The following is a 16,094-nucleotide window of genomic DNA, read 5'->3' on the forward strand; positions in this document are numbered from 1 at the left end:
GATGAACTACTTCGAGTTGTTCGACTTTCCGGTGGCGTTCCAGGTGGACGCCACCCTGCTAAGCGGCCGCTACCGCGAGCTTCAGCGTGCCGTCCATCCAGATAACTTTGCCGACGCCTCAGAGCGGGATCGCCTGCTGGCGGTGCAGAAAGCGGCAGAGATCAACGACGCTTTCCAGACTCTGAAAGAACCCGTAGCCCGAGCTCAGTATATGCTGAAACTCGGTGGCATCGAGCTCCAGGGTGAGACCCAGACCATCCGTGATACCAGCTTCCTGATGGAGCAGATGATGCTCAGGGAGACACTGGAAGAGGTGGAGGAGTCCTCCGATGTAGAGAGCGCGGCGATGGATTTCGCCGATGATCTTGGTCAGCGCACCCGTGCCCTGATGCAGCAGTTGGAATCACAGCTGGGTGATCAGCAGTGGCCGGAGGCCGCTGACTCGGTACGCAAACTAAAATTTATGAAGAAGCTGGAGGAGGAGCTGGCGCAGCTGGAAGACCGGTTGCTGGCCTGATGCTTCACATCACTGATTATGGCGCTACTGCAAATTGCTGAACCCGGCCAGATGGCCGCCCCTCACCAGCACAAGCTGGCGGTGGGAATCGATCTTGGAACCACAAACTCTCTGGTGGCTGCGGTGCGCAGCGGCCAGGCCGAAACTCTGCCTGACCCCCAGGGACACCACCGCATGCCATCGGTGATCCGTTACCTGGAGCAAGGAGTAGAGACCGGTGAGTCAGCCAAAGCCCTGGCCAGCGAGGATCCACAGAACACCATCATCTCGGTGAAACGCTTCATGGGGCGCTCCCTGGACGATATTCAGAGCCGCTACCCCAAGCTGCCCTATGAGCTGGAAGCTTCGGACAACGGCCTGCCGCTGTTCGTGACCCGCTCCGGCCGGGTCAACCCGGTCCAGGTCTCCTCAGAAGTGCTCAAACCACTGATCGCCCGGGCCGAAGAGACCCTGGGTGGAGAGTTGTCCGGCGCGGTGATCACCGTGCCTGCCTACTTCGATGATGCCCAGCGTCAGGGCACCAAGGATGCCGCCGAGCTGGTGGGGATCAAGGTGCTGCGCCTGCTGAATGAGCCCACTGCCGCCGCCATCGCCTACGGCCTGGATTCCGGCCAGGAGGGGGTGATCGCCGTCTACGATCTTGGGGGCGGCACCTTCGACATCTCCATCCTTCGCCTCAATCAGGGGGTGTTCGAGGTGTTGGCCACCGGCGGGGATTCCGCCCTGGGTGGGGATGACTTCGACCATCTGTTGGCGGATCACCTGGCTGAGCTGGCAGGGCTGTCCGAACCGGACGCCAGCCTGCGCCGACAGCTTCAGAGCGAAGCCTGCCGGGTTAAAGAGGCGCTCACCGGCGCCGACAGCGTCACCGCCGCCATCGGTGACTGGCAGGGGGAGATCACCCGCAGCCAGTTTGATGCGCTGATCGCACCCCTGGTGAAGCGCACCCTGATGGCCTGTCGTCGCAGCCTGCGCGATGCCGGCCTGGAAAAGGATGAGGTGCTGGAGGTGGTGATGGTGGGCGGTTCCACCCGGGTTCCCCTGGTGCGGGAACAGGTGGGCGAGTTCTTTGGACGTACCCCGCTGACCAGCATCGACCCTGATCGTGTGGTGGCCATCGGTGCCGCCATTCAGGCCGACATTCTGGTGGGCAACAAGCCAGACTCGGATATGCTGCTGCTGGATGTGGCGCCCCTGTCCCTGGGACTGGAGACCATGGGCGGCCTCACCGAGAAGGTGATTCCCCGTAACACCACCATCCCTGTCGCCCGGGCCCAGGAGTTCACCACCTTCAAAGATGGTCAGACTGCCATGGCCATTCATGTGGTGCAGGGTGAGCGTGAAATGGTGGCGGACTGTCGCTCCCTGGCGCGTTTCGTCCTCAAGGACATTCCGCCCATGGCTGCGGGTACCGCGGTGATTCGGGTCACCTTCCAGGTGGACGCTGATGGCCTGCTGTCGGTGATGGCCCAAGAGAAGACCTCCGGGGTTCAAACCTCCATTCAGGTGAAGCCCTCCTTCGGCCTGAGCGAAGGGGAGATCACCCGTATGCTCACCGAATCGATGACGCATGCCAAAGAGGATATCGCCAAGCGGATGCTCACCGAACAGCGCATCGAGGCGCAGCGGGTGATTGAGAGCCTGAGCTCTGCCCTGGATGCCGACGGCGATGAACTGCTGCGTCCTGAGCAGCAGCAGGTATTGCGTGACCAGATGGTGGCGCTGAAACAGTTGTGTGAAGGCAACGATGGTCAGGTCATCAAGGACGCCATCGAGGCCCTGGATAAGGCCAGTGCCGAGTTTGCCGCGCGCCGGATGGATCTGTCCATCCGCCGGGCGCTGTCGGGACAATCGGTTGATAAAGTATAAGGTTAGTTATGCCAAAGATTATTTTTCTGCCCAGTGAAGAGCACTGCCCTGAAGGCCTGGAAGCCCAAGCCGAGCAGGGGGAGACCATTCTGGACGTCGCCCTGCGCAATGGCATCATCATCGAGCATGCCTGCGAGAAGTCCTGCGCCTGCACCACCTGCCATGTGGTGGTTCGCGAAGGCTTCGATTCTCTGGAGGAGAGCGACGAGCTGGAAGATGACATGCTGGATAAGGCCTGGGGCCTGGAACCTGAGTCCCGCCTCTCTTGTCAGGCCAAGGTCGAAGATGAGGATCTGGTGGTGGATATCCCCAGATACACCATCAACCAGGTAAGCGAACACCACTAATCACGCCAAGGAGATAAGCATGGAACTGAAGTGGATAGACGTGCAGGATATTGCCATCGAGCTGAGTGAACAGAAGCCCGATGTGGATCCTACGCAGCTGCGCTTCACCGAGCTGCGCCAGTGGGTGATGGATCTGGAGGGGTTCAGTGACGACCCCGATCACTGCAACGAGCGTATCCTGGAGGCGATTCAGCAGGCCTGGATTGACGAGGCCGAATAGGCCAGACTGAATAGATAAGGCGGAGCATTGGCTCCGCTTTTTTTATGGCGAAAGCCAGAGCCGACGGGTAACAGCGATGTTATGACCTTTTTTCAATTTTTATGACAAAGGACAATGTTTCGACCCGGGTTCCCTGAGTAACATGGGGTGATAGGGTTGCTGCAGGGGCAGCCATCAACCAGTAACAGGCCGATAAGGTCTAGAGCGGGAAGGCAAGATGCACGAGATGTCACTGGCTGAAGGGATAGTACAGATCCTGGAGAGCGAGGCCCAGAAGCAGCAGTTCACCAAGGTGAAAGAGGTGTGCCTCGAGGTTGGGGAGCTGGCCGGGGTAGAGCTGGAAGCGCTGGAGTTCAGCTTTGATGTGATCACCAGGGAGACCCTGGCTGAAGGGTGCAGCCTTTCCATCGAGTCGGTGCCTGGCACCGCCTACTGTTTCGATTGTGCCGTGGAGGTTCCCCTGTCACGGCGTGGGCAGCCCTGTCCCAAGTGCAGCGGATACTCGCTGCAGGTTGTGGGAGGCACCCAGATGCGCGTCAAATCATTAGAGGTAGAGTAACCATGTGCACCGTATGCGGCTGTGCCGAAGGCAATGTAAAGATCGAACAGGGTCATAGCCATGACCACGGTCACCACCACCATCATGAGCATGGCCACAGCCATGACCACAGTCACGGCCACAGCCATAACCATGGCCACAGTCATGCTCATGATCATCACCACGGCCATGCTCACCACGCCACTGCCGAGCCGACCATCATTCATCACCACTATCACCACCAGGGTAATGTAGAGCATCATTATCACTACCATATTCATGGTGAGGCGGCCCATCAGCATGGTCATAGCCACGGCCACGAGCATGGTCACAGCCATGATCATGGCCATTCTCATGACCACGGCCATCACCATCATCACGATGACAAGGCTGAGGCCTTTGCTCCGGAACATCAGGGCGACAACCTCCACTACGGCCAGGGGCCGGCTCACGCCCATGCTCCCGGCATGTCCCAGGCACGGATGGTACAGATTGAGCAGGATATCCTGGGCAAGAATGACGCCCTCGCCGCCGAAAACCGCAAGCGTTTCCATCAGGCCAATCAATTGGTGGTCAACCTGGTGTCCAGCCCTGGCTCAGGTAAGACCACCCTGCTGACCGAAACCTGCCGTCGCCTGGCCGATGACAAGGTGGTGGTGATCGAAGGGGATCAGGAGACCGCCAACGATGCGGACCGGATTCGTGAGACCGGTGTCCGTGCCATCCAAGTCAATACCGGCAAGGGGTGTCACCTGGACGCGGCGATGATCGGCTCTGCCTGTGATCGTCTGGATCTGGACAAGGACGAGTTGGTGATCATCGAGAACGTGGGCAACCTGGTGTGTCCCGCGGGCTTCGACCTGGGTGAGCGCCATAAGGTGGCCATTCTGTCCGTCACCGAAGGGGAAGATAAGCCACTTAAGTACCCCGACATGTTTGCCGCGTCCAACCTGATGTTGGTGAACAAGGTGGATCTGTTGCCCCACCTAAACTTCGATGTTCAGGCCTGCATCGACAACGCTCGTAAGGTCAATCCAGATATCCAGGTGATCTGCACCTCCGCCACCACGGGTGAGGGGATGGATGAGTGGATTGACTGGTTGCAAAAGCAACGCTGAACGTAAAGGTGAAGCCGGCTCGATTGAGCCGGCTTTTTGTTTTTTAGGGACTTGGACACGAAATCTGCGTCAGTTCATTTAACAAGCTAATCAAAACTGCCGCTATGTCTCATTGAGGGCAAAAAAAGGTTGTTTTTTTAGCCAGCAAGGAAGTATGTTGTGTAATCGCTGACCAGGCTGTCGGGGCTGTTTGGCGATAAATTGCTCAAATCAAAATAATTGGGGCGGAAATAACAATGCAACAAGAAGTCCGCAAAACCCACTCTTTTGTTTGTCATTCTGACGGTTCGAATGATGCGTTTCCTGAGTGGAAGTACAAGTTTATCCTAAGGAAGTTGGCACTTAAGCGCGGTGAGCGTGTGCTGGTGATCTCCCCTTGTGAAGAGGGCTTTGTTCGGGTACTGGCGAAGCAGGTTGGTGATACCGGGGCCATCGACATACTGACGGATCACGTCATGGATTCCGCCATGTTAAAGCAGCAATATGCTGATCTTCCTAGTGTTTCTATTCAAGTTCGAGGGCCTGCAGTCAAGCATGTCGCCTATCAGGCGGTGATCTGGCTGGGGGCGATGACCGAATCGGGCAGCGATCTGGCCAGGGAGATCCAGTTCTCCTGGCGCCTGCTGGACAAGTGCGGTCGCCTCCTCCTTGCTCTTCCTCAATCCCATCCAGACTCCAGCTCCTCCTTGGACGAAGCCATCGAGATTGGCAACGGCCTCGGGTTTGTCAGCCGCATGAAGCGCCGCTGTGACGAGCACTGCATGTGGATCGGTGTCAAATATTTGCGCTAAACGTGATCGCTGAACCACCCGCAATGATCCTGAACGTGATTTAAGTAGGGATCTTTGGGTGGTTTTGCCTTATAATCCGCGCCAAACAACACACCGACCCTAAATATGGAGAGAAAAATGGCGATTGAACGCACTTTTTCCATCGTTAAGCCTGACGCTGTAGCCAAGAACCTGATCGGCGCCATCTACGGCCGTTTCGAAAATGCTGGCCTGAAGATCGTGGCTTCCAAGATGGTTCACCTGAGCCGTGAGCAAGCCGAAGGTTTCTACGCTGAGCACAAGGAGCGTCCCTTCTTCGGTGCCCTGGTAGACTTCATGACTTCCGGTCCTATCATGGTTCAGGTTCTGGAAGGTGAGAACGCCGTTCTGGCTAACCGTGAAATCATGGGTGCCACCAACCCTGCCGATGCCGCTCGCGGTACTCTGCGCAGCGATTTCGCCAACTCCATCGATGAGAACGCCGTACACGGCTCCGATGCCCTGGCTTCCGCCGAGCGCGAAATTGCCTACTTCTTCACTCAGGAAGAGATCTGCCCACGCACTCGCTAAGTGTCAGGCAGAAATAAAAAAAGCGCCCTAGGGGCGCTTTTTTTGTGTGTTGCATCTGCCAGAACCGGATCAGGCCGAGTCGTTGTCACTGAGGGTGATTCCCCGCTGCTTCTTGCGCTGCTCCCACAGCTTACGGGCCACATCCTGCATGTCTGCGGCAGGATCGCTGAACTCGACGATTTCCAGACCCAGCAGCGACTCGATGATGTCCTCCATGGTCACCAGACCCAAGACACTGCCGTACTCATCCACCACGATGGCGATCTGCACCCGGCGTTTGAGCAGTTGCTCAAACACCGCCATCAGACGGGTTCCCTCTGGCAGGGCCAGGATAGGCCGCTTGAGGGTGCGCAAAGGTTTGTTTGGATTGCTGCGTTCGGCCAGCATTACTTCATTGCGGTGCACATAACCCACGATGTCGTCCCGCTCCTCGTCGTGTACCGGAATCCGGGTAAAGCGCGCCTCGGACTGCTCGCGGACGAAATCGGCCAGGCTCATGTGCTGGCTGACCGCATGGATCACCGTTCTGGGGGTCATTACTGCGGTCACCGGAACCTCCCGGGCACTGAGCAACTGCTTGAGAATGTTGGACTCTTTCTCCTCCAGCTCACCGGATTGGTGGCCAATGTCCGCCATGGCAGACATCTCAGCACGGATGTACTGTCCCTGCTCCCCCTTACCCATCAGTCGGGTCACCTTGAGGGAGAGCCAAACCAGGGGCTTGGTCAGGGTCACCATCCAGTTCAGCGCCAGGGACACCGACGGCGCCAGGGAGCGCCAGTAGTTGGCGCCCAGGGTCTTGGGGATGATCTCGGAGAAGAACAGAATGGCCAGGGTCAGCACCGCGGAGAACAGACCCAGTAGATCGTCTCCGAATACCTTGGCCGCCTGTGCACCGGCACCGGCAGCGCCCGCTGTATGGGCTATGGTATTGAGAGTAAGGATCGCCACCAGCGGCGCCTCAACGTCCTCTTTCTGTTTTTCCAGACGGGCAGCCGCCTTGGGATTGCTCTTTTTCAGGTTGGCAATATAGCTGGGTGTCACACTGAGCAGGGCCGCTTCGAAGACGCTGCACACAAAGGAAACGCCAATGGCGGCAAGAATATAGCTAACTAACAGTATCATTGAGTCAGGTTAGAAACAGTCGTAATGAGCTCTAGTGTATCATGATATGGCTGGATACCGGCTGAACTCCGCGAAACCCCGTCATGGTGGACTTTCGGGGGGATTAGCCTGTACAATTGCGCGCCATTTTCCGGGCTGGAGTCGAGGAGCACTGAGATGACTGACAAGGTCAACCTTTTAAACCTGAATCGCAAAGCGATGCGTGAGTTTTTTGCCGAACTGGGCGAAAAGCCGTTTCGCGCCGATCAGATGATGAAGTGGATCTATCACTTCGGCCAGGACAACTTTGATGAGATGACCAACTTCAACAAGGCACTGCGTGCCAAATTGAATGAGGTGGCGGTCATCCAGGCACCTGAGATCGCCGACAGTCAGCACTCCTCCGATGGCACCATCAAGTTCGCCATCGATGTGGGCAACGGCCAGGAGGTGGAGACCGTATACATCCCTGAAGATGATCGGGCGACCCTGTGTGTCTCCTCTCAGGTGGGCTGTGCCCTGGAGTGCAGCTTCTGTTCTACCGCCCAACAGGGGTTCAACCGCAACCTGACCGTGGCCGAGATCATCGGTCAGGTGTGGCGCGTGGCCACCTACCTGGGTCTCTCCGGGAAAAGTCAGGAGCGTCCCATCTCCAACGTGGTGATGATGGGCATGGGGGAGCCGCTGCTGAATATGACCAATGTGGTGCCTGCCATGGACATCATGCTGGACGACTACGGCTTCGGCCTGTCCAAGCGTCGGGTGACCATCTCCACTTCGGGCGTGGTGCCTGCCCTGGATAAGCTGGGTGACCAGATCGATGTGGCCCTGGCCATCAGTTTGCACGCCCCCAACGATGAGCTGCGGGACGAGCTGGTACCGGTCAACAAGAAGTACAACATCGCTACCTTCCTGGAGTCCGTTCGCGGTTACCTGGGTAAATCATTTGCCAACAAAGGGCGGGTGACCATCGAATACGTGATGCTGGACCACATCAACGATTCCATGGACCAGGCCCACGAACTGGCGGAGCTGCTGAAGGATACCCCTTGTAAGATCAATTTGATCCCCTTTAATCCCTTCCCTGGCAGCCCCTATGGCAAGAGCTCCAACTCCCGGATTGACCGATTCTCCAAGGTGTTGATGGAGAAGGGGTATACCGTTATTGTACGTAAGACCCGAGGCGACGACATCGACGCGGCCTGCGGCCAGTTGGTGGGCGATGTTCGGGACCGCACCAAGCGTATGCTGAAAAAACGCATGCATGGTGAACAAATTTCGGTAAAAATGAGTTAATACACTACTCAAGCTGACAAGGTGTTGGCATGAAGGCATGGATCGCCCTGGGATGTGTTGCCCTGTTAACCGCCTGCGTCACCCAGACCACTCTGGACGGCAGAGAGGTCGCCGACGGTGACCGCAGTCTGGACGCAGCATCCGCAGCTCGGGAACGGGTTGCGCTGGCGGTAGGCTATCTGGAACGAGGCGAAATGGAAGCGGCCAGGCGAAACCTGGAGCGGGCACTCGAGCACGACAGTGATTCGATGCAGGCTCATCTGACCCTGGCTTATTACTATGAACAGGTGGAGGATCTCCCTGCAGCCAGGGAAACATACGAGCACCTGCTCAAGTTGCACCCCGACAGCGCCGATGTGCATAACAACTACGGGGTGTTTCTCTGCCGACGGCTGGAGTTTGACGCCTCCGAAGAGCAGTTGCTGGCTGCCATCGCTTCGCCCGGGTACGCGAAACAGGGAAGCAGCTTTGAAAACCTGGCGCGGTGTGCCTTGAAAGTGGGTCGTGAACCCCTTGCGGTTCAATACTTTCATTCGGCATTAAAGTATGATCCTGGTCGTATCGGCTTATGGCTGGAACTGGCAGAATTGGCGTTTCGCCTGCAGGATTATCCCCAAGCCAGGAGTGCTCTGTCCCAATTTCACGGGACAGCGGTCGCCACGGCACCCTCCCTATGGTTGGGAGTGGAGATTGAGCGCCGGGCGCAGCAGTGGCAGGCGGCCAGACAATTTGGCGCCCAGCTGCTGGTGAAATACCCAGATTCGGAACAAGCTAAGGCATACCGGGCAAAGAATTATCAATGAATGACAATCAACAACACCAAGAACAACAAGAAGAAAGTACGGTGATCACCCCAGGCCCCCTGTTGCGGGCCGCCAGGGAGGCCAGCGGCCTGACCACCCAACAGGTGGCTCAGCGTCTCAGCCTGCGCCGCTCTGTGGTTGAGGGGATCGAGAACGACGACTACGAGTCCGGTACCACCACCACCTATCTTCGCGGCTACGTGCGCAACTATGCTCGACTGGTGGGCGTCAGCGAAAAGCAGATCGCCCTGGCCCTGTCGGCGTTGCCTCACTCTCAAGCCGAAACCAACATGCAGAGTTTCTCCCGTCGCACCTCCAAGCAGCAGCGCGACAGTCGCTGGATGCTGCTGACCTGGGCCATCGTCCTGGCCCTGGTGGGTTTGCTGGTGTGGTGGTGGGTCTCCAAGCCCCAGTCCCTGCTGGAGACCAGCAGCGAGATCTCCCTTCCCTCCATTGTCAGCAGCGAGCCTGAGCGTCGCAGTGCCGCCGAGCTGGTGCCCCAGCCCCAGAAGCCGGTGGAACAGCAGACCCTGGCGCAGACTCTGGATGCCTCGCCGGAGGTGGTGGAGCCTGAGGTCCAAGACCAGACCCCAATGAGTTCTGATGAGGGCCAGCCTGATCAGCTCAGTGCCGAGCCCACTCAACAGCCGCAGGTCACTCAAGCCGTTGAGGCGGATGAGCTGGCGGCCGACGAGCCACAGGCTGACGTTGCCGCGCCTCAGCTCGCACTGGATAAGGTCAGCCTGACCCTGACCGGAGATTGCTGGATGCTGCTCAAGGATGCGGATGGCAACACCCTGATGGAGGGGCTCAAGCGCAGCGGTTACCAGACCGCCCTGGAGGGCAAGGCCCCCATGAAGCTGCGCGTTGGGGCGCCGGAAGTGGTGTCCCTAAGCTTTAACGGCAACCCCATTGATATGTCCGGTTACCGCCCAGGACGGGTGGCGGTAATCACCCTGGCCAATTAAGGTGTCCCATGCAACACGAATCTCCCATTAAGCGTCGCCCCACCCGCCAGGTTATGGTGGGCAATGTGCCAGTGGGGGGCGGAGCCCCCATCTCGGTGCAGTCGATGACCAACACCCGCACCACAGATGTGGACGCCACCGTGGCACAGATTCAGGCCATTGAGCGGGCCGGTGCCGACATCGTCCGGGTATCCGTACCCACCATGGAGGCGGCAGAGGCGTTCAAGCTGATCAAGGCACAGACCACCATTCCTCTGGTGGCGGACATCCACTTTGATTACCGCATCGCCCTGAAGGTGGCGGAGTATGGCGCCGACTGCCTGAGGATCAACCCGGGTAACATCGGTAACGAAGAGCGGATCCGGGCGGTGGTGGACGCTGCCCGTGAGCGCAATATCCCAATCCGCATCGGTGTTAACGCCGGTTCCCTGGAGCGCGACATCCAGGAGAAGTATGGTGAACCCACACCTGCCGCACTGGTGGAATCCGCCATGCGTCACGTTAAGATCCTGCAGGATCTGGACTTTCACAACTTCAAGGTCAGTGTGAAGGCCTCCGATGTCTTCTTGGCGGTGGACGCCTACCGCCTGCTGTCCGATGCCATCGAGCAGCCCATCCACCTGGGGATCACCGAGGCCGGTGGTCAACGCGCCGGCGCGGTGAAGTCCGCCATCGGCCTGGGACTGCTGCTCAACGAGGGGATCGGCGATACCCTGAGGGTGTCCCTGGCGGCGGATCCCGTGGAGGAGGTGAAGGTGGGCTTTGATATTCTCAAGAGCCTGCGCATCCGCTCCCGCGGCATCAACTTCATCGCCTGCCCCTCCTGCTCCCGTCAGGAGTTCGACGTCATCGGTACCGTCAATGCCCTGGAGCAGCGCCTGGAAGATGTGACCACCGCCCTGGATGTGTCCATCATCGGCTGCGTGGTCAACGGACCCGGTGAAGCCCTGGTGTCGGACCTGGGCCTGGCGGGCAGCAACAGAAAGAGTGGCTTCTATCTCGGCGGTGAACGCCAGAAAGAGCGTCTGGACAACGATCAGCTGGTGGAGCTGCTGGAAGAGCGGATCCGCAAGCAGGCTGCCATCAAGGAGCAGCAGATCGCGGTCAAGGAAGTCAAAGAGTAATCACCCCTGCGTGACCCACATGGCGTCCCGGGTTCGGGCGCGCCCGATGGGACGCGGGGTCTTTTTATATCCAGAAAGAGAGAAACGTGAGTAAACAGATTCAAGCCATTCGCGGCATGAACGATTGCCTCCCTGGCGAGAGCGCCAAGTGGCAGTGGGTAGAAGCGGCCCTGCGTGACACCGTTGCCAGCTACGGTTATCAGGAGATCCGGACCCCCATCGTAGAGATGACCGGCCTGTTCAAGCGCGCCATTGGTGAGGTAACCGACATTGTCGAGAAGGAGATGTACACCTTCGAAGATCGCAATGGTGACTCCCTGACTCTGCGCCCAGAGGGCACCGCCTCCACCGTGCGTGCCGGCAACGAGCATGGCCTGCTCTACAACCAGGAGCAGCGCCTGTGGTACATGGGGCCCATGTTCCGCCACGAGCGTCCTCAGAAGGGCCGTTACCGCCAGTTCCACCAGTTTGGTGTGGAGGTCTATGGTATCGGCACCGCCGACGCCGACGCGGAAGTGCTGATGATGTCCGCCCGCCTGTGGGAGCATCTGGGGATTGCCGAGACCGTACGCCTGGAGATCAACACCCTGGGCACCAGCGAAGAGCGCGCCGCCTACCGTGATGCCCTGGTGGCCTTCCTGGAGCAGCACAAAGAGCAGCTGGATGAAGACAGCCAGCGCCGCATGTACACTAACCCATTGCGGGTACTGGACAGCAAGAACCAGCAAGTTCAGGTGCTGCTGGCGGACGCCCCGGCCCTGATGGATCACCTGGGTGAAGAGTCAAAGGCACATTTTTCACTTTTGTGTGAACTGCTGGACGGCGCCGGCATCCAATACACGGTAAACCCTCGACTGGTGCGTGGCCTGGACTATTACAACCACACCGTGTTCGAGTGGATCACCGACAGCCTGGGTGCCCAGGGCACCGTGCTGGCCGGTGGCCGCTACGATGGTCTGGTGGGCCAGTTGGGAGGCAAAGACACTCCGGCAGTGGGGTTCGCCTCCGGCATCGAGCGCCTGGTGTTGCTGCTGGATACCCTGGGCAAATTTGATGCCCTGCCTGCACCCGTGGATCTCTATGTGTGCGCCATGGGCGCCGGCACCCTGGGCAGCGCCATGGCCCTGGCGGATGATCTGCGCCGGGACACCGACCTGGCAGTGATGATGCACTGCGGTGGCGGCAACTTTAAGAAACAGATGAAACGCGCCGACAAGAGTGGTGCCACCGTGGCACTGATCATCGGCGAAGACGAATTACAACAGGGCGTGGTGACGGTGAAACCGCTTCGCGCCGGGGGCGAACAGCGTCAGGTCAGCCGGGAAGAGCTGGCCAGTCTGTTGCCCTCTTTGGTGAACGCTTAAGGGGACTGACCAAGTGGAAATCTACAGCACCGAAGAACAACAGGTAGAAGCGATTAAGTCGTTTTGGAAGGAGTATGGTAACTCCATCATCGGCGGCGCCGCCATTGGTCTGGCCGCCCTGTTCGGCTGGAACACCTACCAGGAGTACCAGGTAGGTCAGGAGGAAGCCGCTTCTGCCGCATTCGATGCCACAGTGGAAAAAGCCGGTGCCCGTGACACCCTGGCTGCCGCCGTGGATGAGTTGAAGCTGAGCCACGGCGATTCCGCCTATGCGGATCTGGCCTCGCTGATGCTGGCCAAGGCCGCCGCCGACGCCGGTGACCTGACCCAGGCCGAACAGCGCCTGAGCGACGTGGCCGCCGGCATCGATGCCGACATCAAGCCCCTGGTGGACCTGCGTCTGGCCCGGGTGCAACTGGCTCTGGGCAAGAGCGATGAGGCTCTGGCGACCCTGAACACCATCACTGGTGAGGCGTTTGCCGGCCAGCGTGATGAGCTCAAGGGCGATCTGCTGAAGCAGAAGGGTGACCTCCAGGGAGCCCGTGACGCTTACCAGGCGGCCCTGACCGCCGGCAGCCGCAGCCCCGCGCTGCAGATGAAGCTCGACGATCTGGCAAACTGAGGATGGCGCGGATGGTGAAGGCAGGAAAAGGATGGCTGGCCGGACTGATGGTCCTGGCTCTGATGGGCTGTGCCTCCAGTGATGACGATGCCAAGGTGGAGATTTCGCCGCTGCCGGAGCTCGACTCCAGCGTGGCCACTACCGTGGTTTGGGATACCGGTGCCGGTGACGGCATTGGTGAGTATTGGTCCAGCCTTTCCCCTGAAGTGGCCTATGGCAAGGTGTTTGTGGCTGAGCGTTTCGGCCTGATCACCGCCTTTGACCAGGAGAATGGCAAGGAACTGTGGCAGCAAAACCTGCGCCGCGTCTTCGCCACCGGCGTTCTGAAGAAGAACAACGGTGCCCGTCTCTCCGCCGGCCTGAGCAGCGGCTTCGACAAGGTGTTTGTCGGCAGCGAAAACGGTGTGCTGTTTGCCCTGGACCAGAACAGCGGTGAAGTGCTGTGGCAGGCTCAGACCCGGGGTGAGCTGCTGTCTGACCCCACAGTGGTGGATGCCAAGGTGGTGGTCAACACCGGCGCCGGTAAGGTTCAGGCGTTCGATGTGGAAACCGGTGAAGAGCAGTGGACCTACGAACTGACCCTGCCTTCCCTGGTGCTGCGTGGCACCAGTGCCGCCGCCACCACTCAGGGGGCCGCCTTTGTGGGCACCGCCGACGGTAAACTGGCGGCGATCTTTGCCCAGCAGGGTGCGCCCATCTGGGAAGCCAAGCTGGCGGAAGCCTCAGGATCCAACGAACTGGATCGCATGGTGGATTCCGACGCCAAACCTCTGGTGCTGGGCACCACCCTGTACGCCAGCGCCTTTAATGGCAACCTGGCGGCGGTAGAGGTGCGCTCCGGTCAGATCAAGTGGAAGCGTCAGTACTCCAGCTATACCCCGATGGATCTGGAGGGTAACGACCTCTACCTGACCGGCAGCGACGGCACCATCTACTCGGTGAACCGCCTCAATGGTCTGGAGACCTGGGCCAACTCCGAGCTGACCGGACGACTGGTCACCGGCCCCGCGGTCCTGGGTGACTTCCTGCTGGTGGGTGACTTCGAAGGCTACCTGCATATCCTCGACCGGGAAACCGGCAAGCTGGTGGGGCGTCGTCAGATCGATGGCTCCGGCCTCTACAGCCAGCCGAGGGTCGAAGGGAACAAGGTGTTCCTGCAGACACGAAGTGGTCGCATCGCCGTGGTGACAATAGGCTAAGGCACTGCTAAAATACTGCGCCCCCAATCCTGGGGGCGTTTTTTGTTTGAGAGGTTGTTCTCCATGATGCCAGTGGTAGCCCTGGTCGGGCGTCCGAATGTGGGCAAATCGACCCTGTTTAACCGCCTTACCCGTACCCGGGATGCCCTGGTGGCGGACTTCCCCGGCCTTACCCGGGACCGCAAATATGGTCGCTCCAACGTGGGTGAGCATGAGTTTATCGTTGTGGATACCGGCGGTATCGATGGCACCGAAGAGGGGATCGAGACCAAGATGGCCGAGCAGTCCCTGGCGGCCATCGAGGAAGCGGATGTGGTGCTGTTCCTGGTGGATGCCCGGGCCGGACTGACCGTGGCCGACGAGGCGATCGCCCAGCACCTGCGCAGCAATGAGAAGCCGGTGTTCCTGGTGGCCAACAAGACCGACGGCATCGATGCCGACTCCGCCTGTGGTGAGTTCTACTCCCTTGGACTGGGCGAGATCCACCAGATCGCCGCCGCTCAGAACCGCGGCATCAGCGCCCTGATCTACCGTGCCTTGGAGCCCTTTGTGGAGCAGTTTGCCGGTCAGCACGGCGACGGTGATGAGGATGACGGTGAGGAAGCGTTTTTCGACGAGTCCCCAGAGGAGCAGAACCTGACTGAAGAGGACGCCGAGGCCGAGGCCAAGCGTCTGCAGGATCAGCCGATCAAGCTGGCCATCGTCGGTCGTCCCAACGTGGGTAAGTCCACCCTGACCAATCGCATCCTCGGCGAGGAGCGGGTGGTGGTGTACGACATGCCCGGCACCACCCGTGATTCGGTGTTTATCCCCATGGAGCGCGACGATCGAGAGTACGTGTTGATCGACACCGCCGGGGTTCGCCGTCGTGGCAAGGTCCACGAGACCGTAGAGAAGTTCTCCGTCATCAAGACCCTGAAGGCCATCGAAGAGGCCAACGTGGTATTGCTGACCATCGACGCCCGTGAAGGGATCTCCGATCAGGATCTCTCCCTGCTGGGCTTCGTGCTCAACGCCGGCCGGGCCCTGGTGCTGGCGGTGAACAAGTGGGACGGCCTCTCCAATGACGTCAAAGAGGAGATCAAGCGGGAGCTGGATCGCCGTCTGGGCTTCATCGATTTTGCCCGGGTGCACTTCATCTCCGCCCTGCATGGCACCGGTGTGGGTCACCTGTTTGAGTCGGTTCAGGAGGCCTATGCCAGCGCCACCCAGCGTCACAGCACCTCGCTGCTGACCAAGGTCATGAAGATGGCGGTGGACGATCACCAGCCGCCCATGTCCCACGGTCGCCGCATCAAGCTGAAGTACGCCCACCCAGGCGGCTACAACCCGCCCATCGTGGTGGTGCACGGCAACCAGGTGAAGAACCTGCCGGATTCCTACAAGCGCTACCTGATGAACTACTACCGCAAGTCGCTGAAGATCATGGGCAGCCCCATCCGCATTCAGTTCCAGGAGGGTGAGAACCCCTTCGACAACCGTCGCAAGCGTTTGAGTGGCGAAGATCTCAAGCAGCGCAGACGGGTGCTGGGTCATCTGAAGAATCGCCGCTGATGGCAAATGAGGCTCCCAATCGGGGGCCTTTTTTAGGTTCTTCGCACATTAGCGGGAACTAGATACGAAAACGGCTGGAAAGGTTATTGTGTAGTCGCCAAACAAACCCAA

At 59.3% G+C, this 16,094-nt stretch carries 17 protein-coding genes; 16 read left to right on the forward strand and 1 reads right to left on the reverse strand.

The features are described from left to right. Position 1 precedes the first annotated feature (1 nt). The 8 genes from hscB (at position 2) to ndk (ending at position 5,949) form a co-directional block, all read left to right on the forward strand. Entirely contained in the window at positions 2 to 517 is a 516-nt protein-coding gene (gene hscB / locus ACN0RV_RS17810; RefSeq protein ID WP_417349735.1) for a co-chaperone HscB, read from the forward strand. A gap of 18 nt (positions 518 to 535) precedes the next feature. Next, the gene (hscA, locus tag ACN0RV_RS17815; protein WP_417349737.1) at positions 536 to 2,386 is read left to right on the forward strand and encodes a Fe-S protein assembly chaperone HscA; all 1,851 of its coding nucleotides are present in this window, start codon (positions 536 to 538) and stop codon (positions 2,384 to 2,386) included. Positions 2,387 to 2,394: 8 nt separating this feature from the next. Further along, positions 2,395 to 2,733, forward strand: coding sequence for an ISC system 2Fe-2S type ferredoxin (fdx, locus tag ACN0RV_RS17820; protein ID WP_417349739.1), 339 nt, complete (start codon positions 2,395 to 2,397; stop codon positions 2,731 to 2,733). 19 nt (positions 2,734 to 2,752) lie between these two features. Further along, on the forward strand, positions 2,753 to 2,953 hold the full coding sequence (gene iscX, locus ACN0RV_RS17825) for a Fe-S cluster assembly protein IscX (RefSeq protein ID WP_417349740.1): 201 nt from the start codon (positions 2,753 to 2,755) through the stop codon (positions 2,951 to 2,953). Between the two features lie 217 nt (positions 2,954 to 3,170). Then, positions 3,171 to 3,512, forward strand: a complete 342-nt coding sequence (hypA, locus tag ACN0RV_RS17830) for a hydrogenase maturation nickel metallochaperone HypA (RefSeq protein WP_028110941.1) — start codon at positions 3,171 to 3,173, stop codon at positions 3,510 to 3,512. A gap of 2 nt (positions 3,513 to 3,514) precedes the next feature. After that, a complete protein-coding gene (hypB, locus tag ACN0RV_RS17835) occupies positions 3,515 to 4,609 on the forward strand; it encodes a hydrogenase nickel incorporation protein HypB (RefSeq protein ID WP_417349742.1) in 1,095 nt (364 codons plus the stop codon). A gap of 236 nt (positions 4,610 to 4,845) precedes the next feature. Next, positions 4,846 to 5,400, forward strand: coding sequence for a hypothetical protein (locus ACN0RV_RS17840; RefSeq protein ID WP_417349744.1), 555 nt, complete (start codon positions 4,846 to 4,848; stop codon positions 5,398 to 5,400). Positions 5,401 to 5,517: 117 nt separating this feature from the next. Beyond that, positions 5,518 to 5,949, forward strand: a complete 432-nt coding sequence (ndk, locus tag ACN0RV_RS17845) for a nucleoside-diphosphate kinase (RefSeq protein WP_286340290.1) — start codon at positions 5,518 to 5,520, stop codon at positions 5,947 to 5,949. A gap of 69 nt (positions 5,950 to 6,018) precedes the next feature. On the opposite strand, the gene ACN0RV_RS17850 is transcribed toward ndk, so the two are convergent. Further along, the gene (locus tag ACN0RV_RS17850) at positions 6,019 to 7,074 is read right to left on the reverse strand and encodes a CNNM domain-containing protein (protein WP_417349746.1); all 1,056 of its coding nucleotides are present in this window, start codon (positions 7,072 to 7,074) and stop codon (positions 6,019 to 6,021) included. Positions 7,075 to 7,230: 156 nt separating this feature from the next. Here ACN0RV_RS17850 and ACN0RV_RS17855 point away from each other — a divergent pair, with 156 nt between their 5' ends. The 8 genes from ACN0RV_RS17855 (at position 7,231) to der (ending at position 15,983) form a co-directional block, all read left to right on the forward strand. Then, a complete protein-coding gene (locus ACN0RV_RS17855) occupies positions 7,231 to 8,349 on the forward strand; it encodes a bifunctional tRNA (adenosine(37)-C2)-methyltransferase TrmG/ribosomal RNA large subunit methyltransferase RlmN (RefSeq protein WP_417349748.1) in 1,119 nt (372 codons plus the stop codon). A 29-nt stretch (positions 8,350 to 8,378) separates the two neighbouring features. Further along, positions 8,379 to 9,152 carry a type IV pilus biogenesis/stability protein PilW gene (pilW, locus tag ACN0RV_RS17860; protein ID WP_417349750.1) on the forward strand — a complete coding sequence of 258 codons (774 nt, stop codon included), beginning with the start codon at positions 8,379 to 8,381 and terminating at the stop codon, positions 9,150 to 9,152. After that, a complete protein-coding gene (locus tag ACN0RV_RS17865) occupies positions 9,149 to 10,120 on the forward strand; it encodes a RodZ domain-containing protein (protein WP_417349752.1) in 972 nt (323 codons plus the stop codon). Before pilW ends, ACN0RV_RS17865 begins: the two co-directional genes overlap by 4 nt. 8 nt (positions 10,121 to 10,128) lie before the next feature. Then, on the forward strand, positions 10,129 to 11,244 hold the full coding sequence (ispG, locus tag ACN0RV_RS17870; protein WP_286340285.1) for a flavodoxin-dependent (E)-4-hydroxy-3-methylbut-2-enyl-diphosphate synthase: 1,116 nt from the start codon (positions 10,129 to 10,131) through the stop codon (positions 11,242 to 11,244). 86 nt (positions 11,245 to 11,330) lie between these two features. After that, the gene (gene hisS, locus ACN0RV_RS17875; RefSeq protein ID WP_417349754.1) at positions 11,331 to 12,608 is read left to right on the forward strand and encodes a histidine--tRNA ligase; all 1,278 of its coding nucleotides are present in this window, start codon (positions 11,331 to 11,333) and stop codon (positions 12,606 to 12,608) included. Between the two features lie 13 nt (positions 12,609 to 12,621). Next, positions 12,622 to 13,230, forward strand: a complete 609-nt coding sequence (locus tag ACN0RV_RS17880) for a YfgM family protein (RefSeq protein WP_286340283.1) — start codon at positions 12,622 to 12,624, stop codon at positions 13,228 to 13,230. Positions 13,231 to 13,241: 11 nt separating this feature from the next. Beyond that, complete coding sequence (gene bamB / locus ACN0RV_RS17885) at positions 13,242 to 14,429, forward strand: outer membrane protein assembly factor BamB (RefSeq protein ID WP_417349757.1); 1,188 nt, start codon at positions 13,242 to 13,244, stop codon at positions 14,427 to 14,429. A 63-nt stretch (positions 14,430 to 14,492) separates the two neighbouring features. After that, positions 14,493 to 15,983, forward strand: coding sequence for a ribosome biogenesis GTPase Der (der, locus tag ACN0RV_RS17890; protein WP_417349759.1), 1,491 nt, complete (start codon positions 14,493 to 14,495; stop codon positions 15,981 to 15,983). The last annotated feature ends 111 nt before the right edge of the window (positions 15,984 to 16,094 follow it).

The sequence above is a fragment of the Ferrimonas sp. genome (assembly GCF_048263965.1).
Taxonomy (GTDB): Bacteria; Pseudomonadota; Gammaproteobacteria; order Enterobacterales; family Shewanellaceae; genus Ferrimonas.

Excerpts from the sequence above, each read along its gene's own strand:
- hscB (WP_417349735.1), top strand. The coding sequence starts at position 2 with ATGAACTACTTCGAGTTGTTCGACTTTCCGGTGGCGTTCCAGGTGGAC.
- hscA (WP_417349737.1), top strand. The coding sequence starts at position 536 with ATGGCGCTACTGCAAATTGCTGAACCCGGCCAGATGGCCGCCCCTCAC.
- fdx (WP_417349739.1), top strand. The coding sequence starts at position 2,395 with ATGCCAAAGATTATTTTTCTGCCCAGTGAAGAGCACTGCCCTGAAGGC.
- iscX (WP_417349740.1), top strand. The coding sequence starts at position 2,753 with ATGGAACTGAAGTGGATAGACGTGCAGGATATTGCCATCGAGCTGAGT.
- hypA (WP_028110941.1), top strand. The coding sequence starts at position 3,171 with ATGCACGAGATGTCACTGGCTGAAGGGATAGTACAGATCCTGGAGAGC.
- hypB (WP_417349742.1), top strand. The coding sequence starts at position 3,515 with ATGTGCACCGTATGCGGCTGTGCCGAAGGCAATGTAAAGATCGAACAG.
- ACN0RV_RS17840 (WP_417349744.1), top strand. The coding sequence starts at position 4,846 with ATGCAACAAGAAGTCCGCAAAACCCACTCTTTTGTTTGTCATTCTGAC.
- ndk (WP_286340290.1), top strand. The coding sequence starts at position 5,518 with ATGGCGATTGAACGCACTTTTTCCATCGTTAAGCCTGACGCTGTAGCC.
- ACN0RV_RS17850 (WP_417349746.1), bottom strand. The coding sequence starts at position 7,074 with ATGATACTGTTAGTTAGCTATATTCTTGCCGCCATTGGCGTTTCCTTT.
- ACN0RV_RS17855 (WP_417349748.1), top strand. The coding sequence starts at position 7,231 with ATGACTGACAAGGTCAACCTTTTAAACCTGAATCGCAAAGCGATGCGT.
- pilW (WP_417349750.1), top strand. The coding sequence starts at position 8,379 with ATGAAGGCATGGATCGCCCTGGGATGTGTTGCCCTGTTAACCGCCTGC.
- ACN0RV_RS17865 (WP_417349752.1), top strand. The coding sequence starts at position 9,149 with ATGAATGACAATCAACAACACCAAGAACAACAAGAAGAAAGTACGGTG.
- ispG (WP_286340285.1), top strand. The coding sequence starts at position 10,129 with ATGCAACACGAATCTCCCATTAAGCGTCGCCCCACCCGCCAGGTTATG.
- bamB (WP_417349757.1), top strand. The coding sequence starts at position 13,242 with ATGGTGAAGGCAGGAAAAGGATGGCTGGCCGGACTGATGGTCCTGGCT.
- der (WP_417349759.1), top strand. The coding sequence starts at position 14,493 with ATGATGCCAGTGGTAGCCCTGGTCGGGCGTCCGAATGTGGGCAAATCG.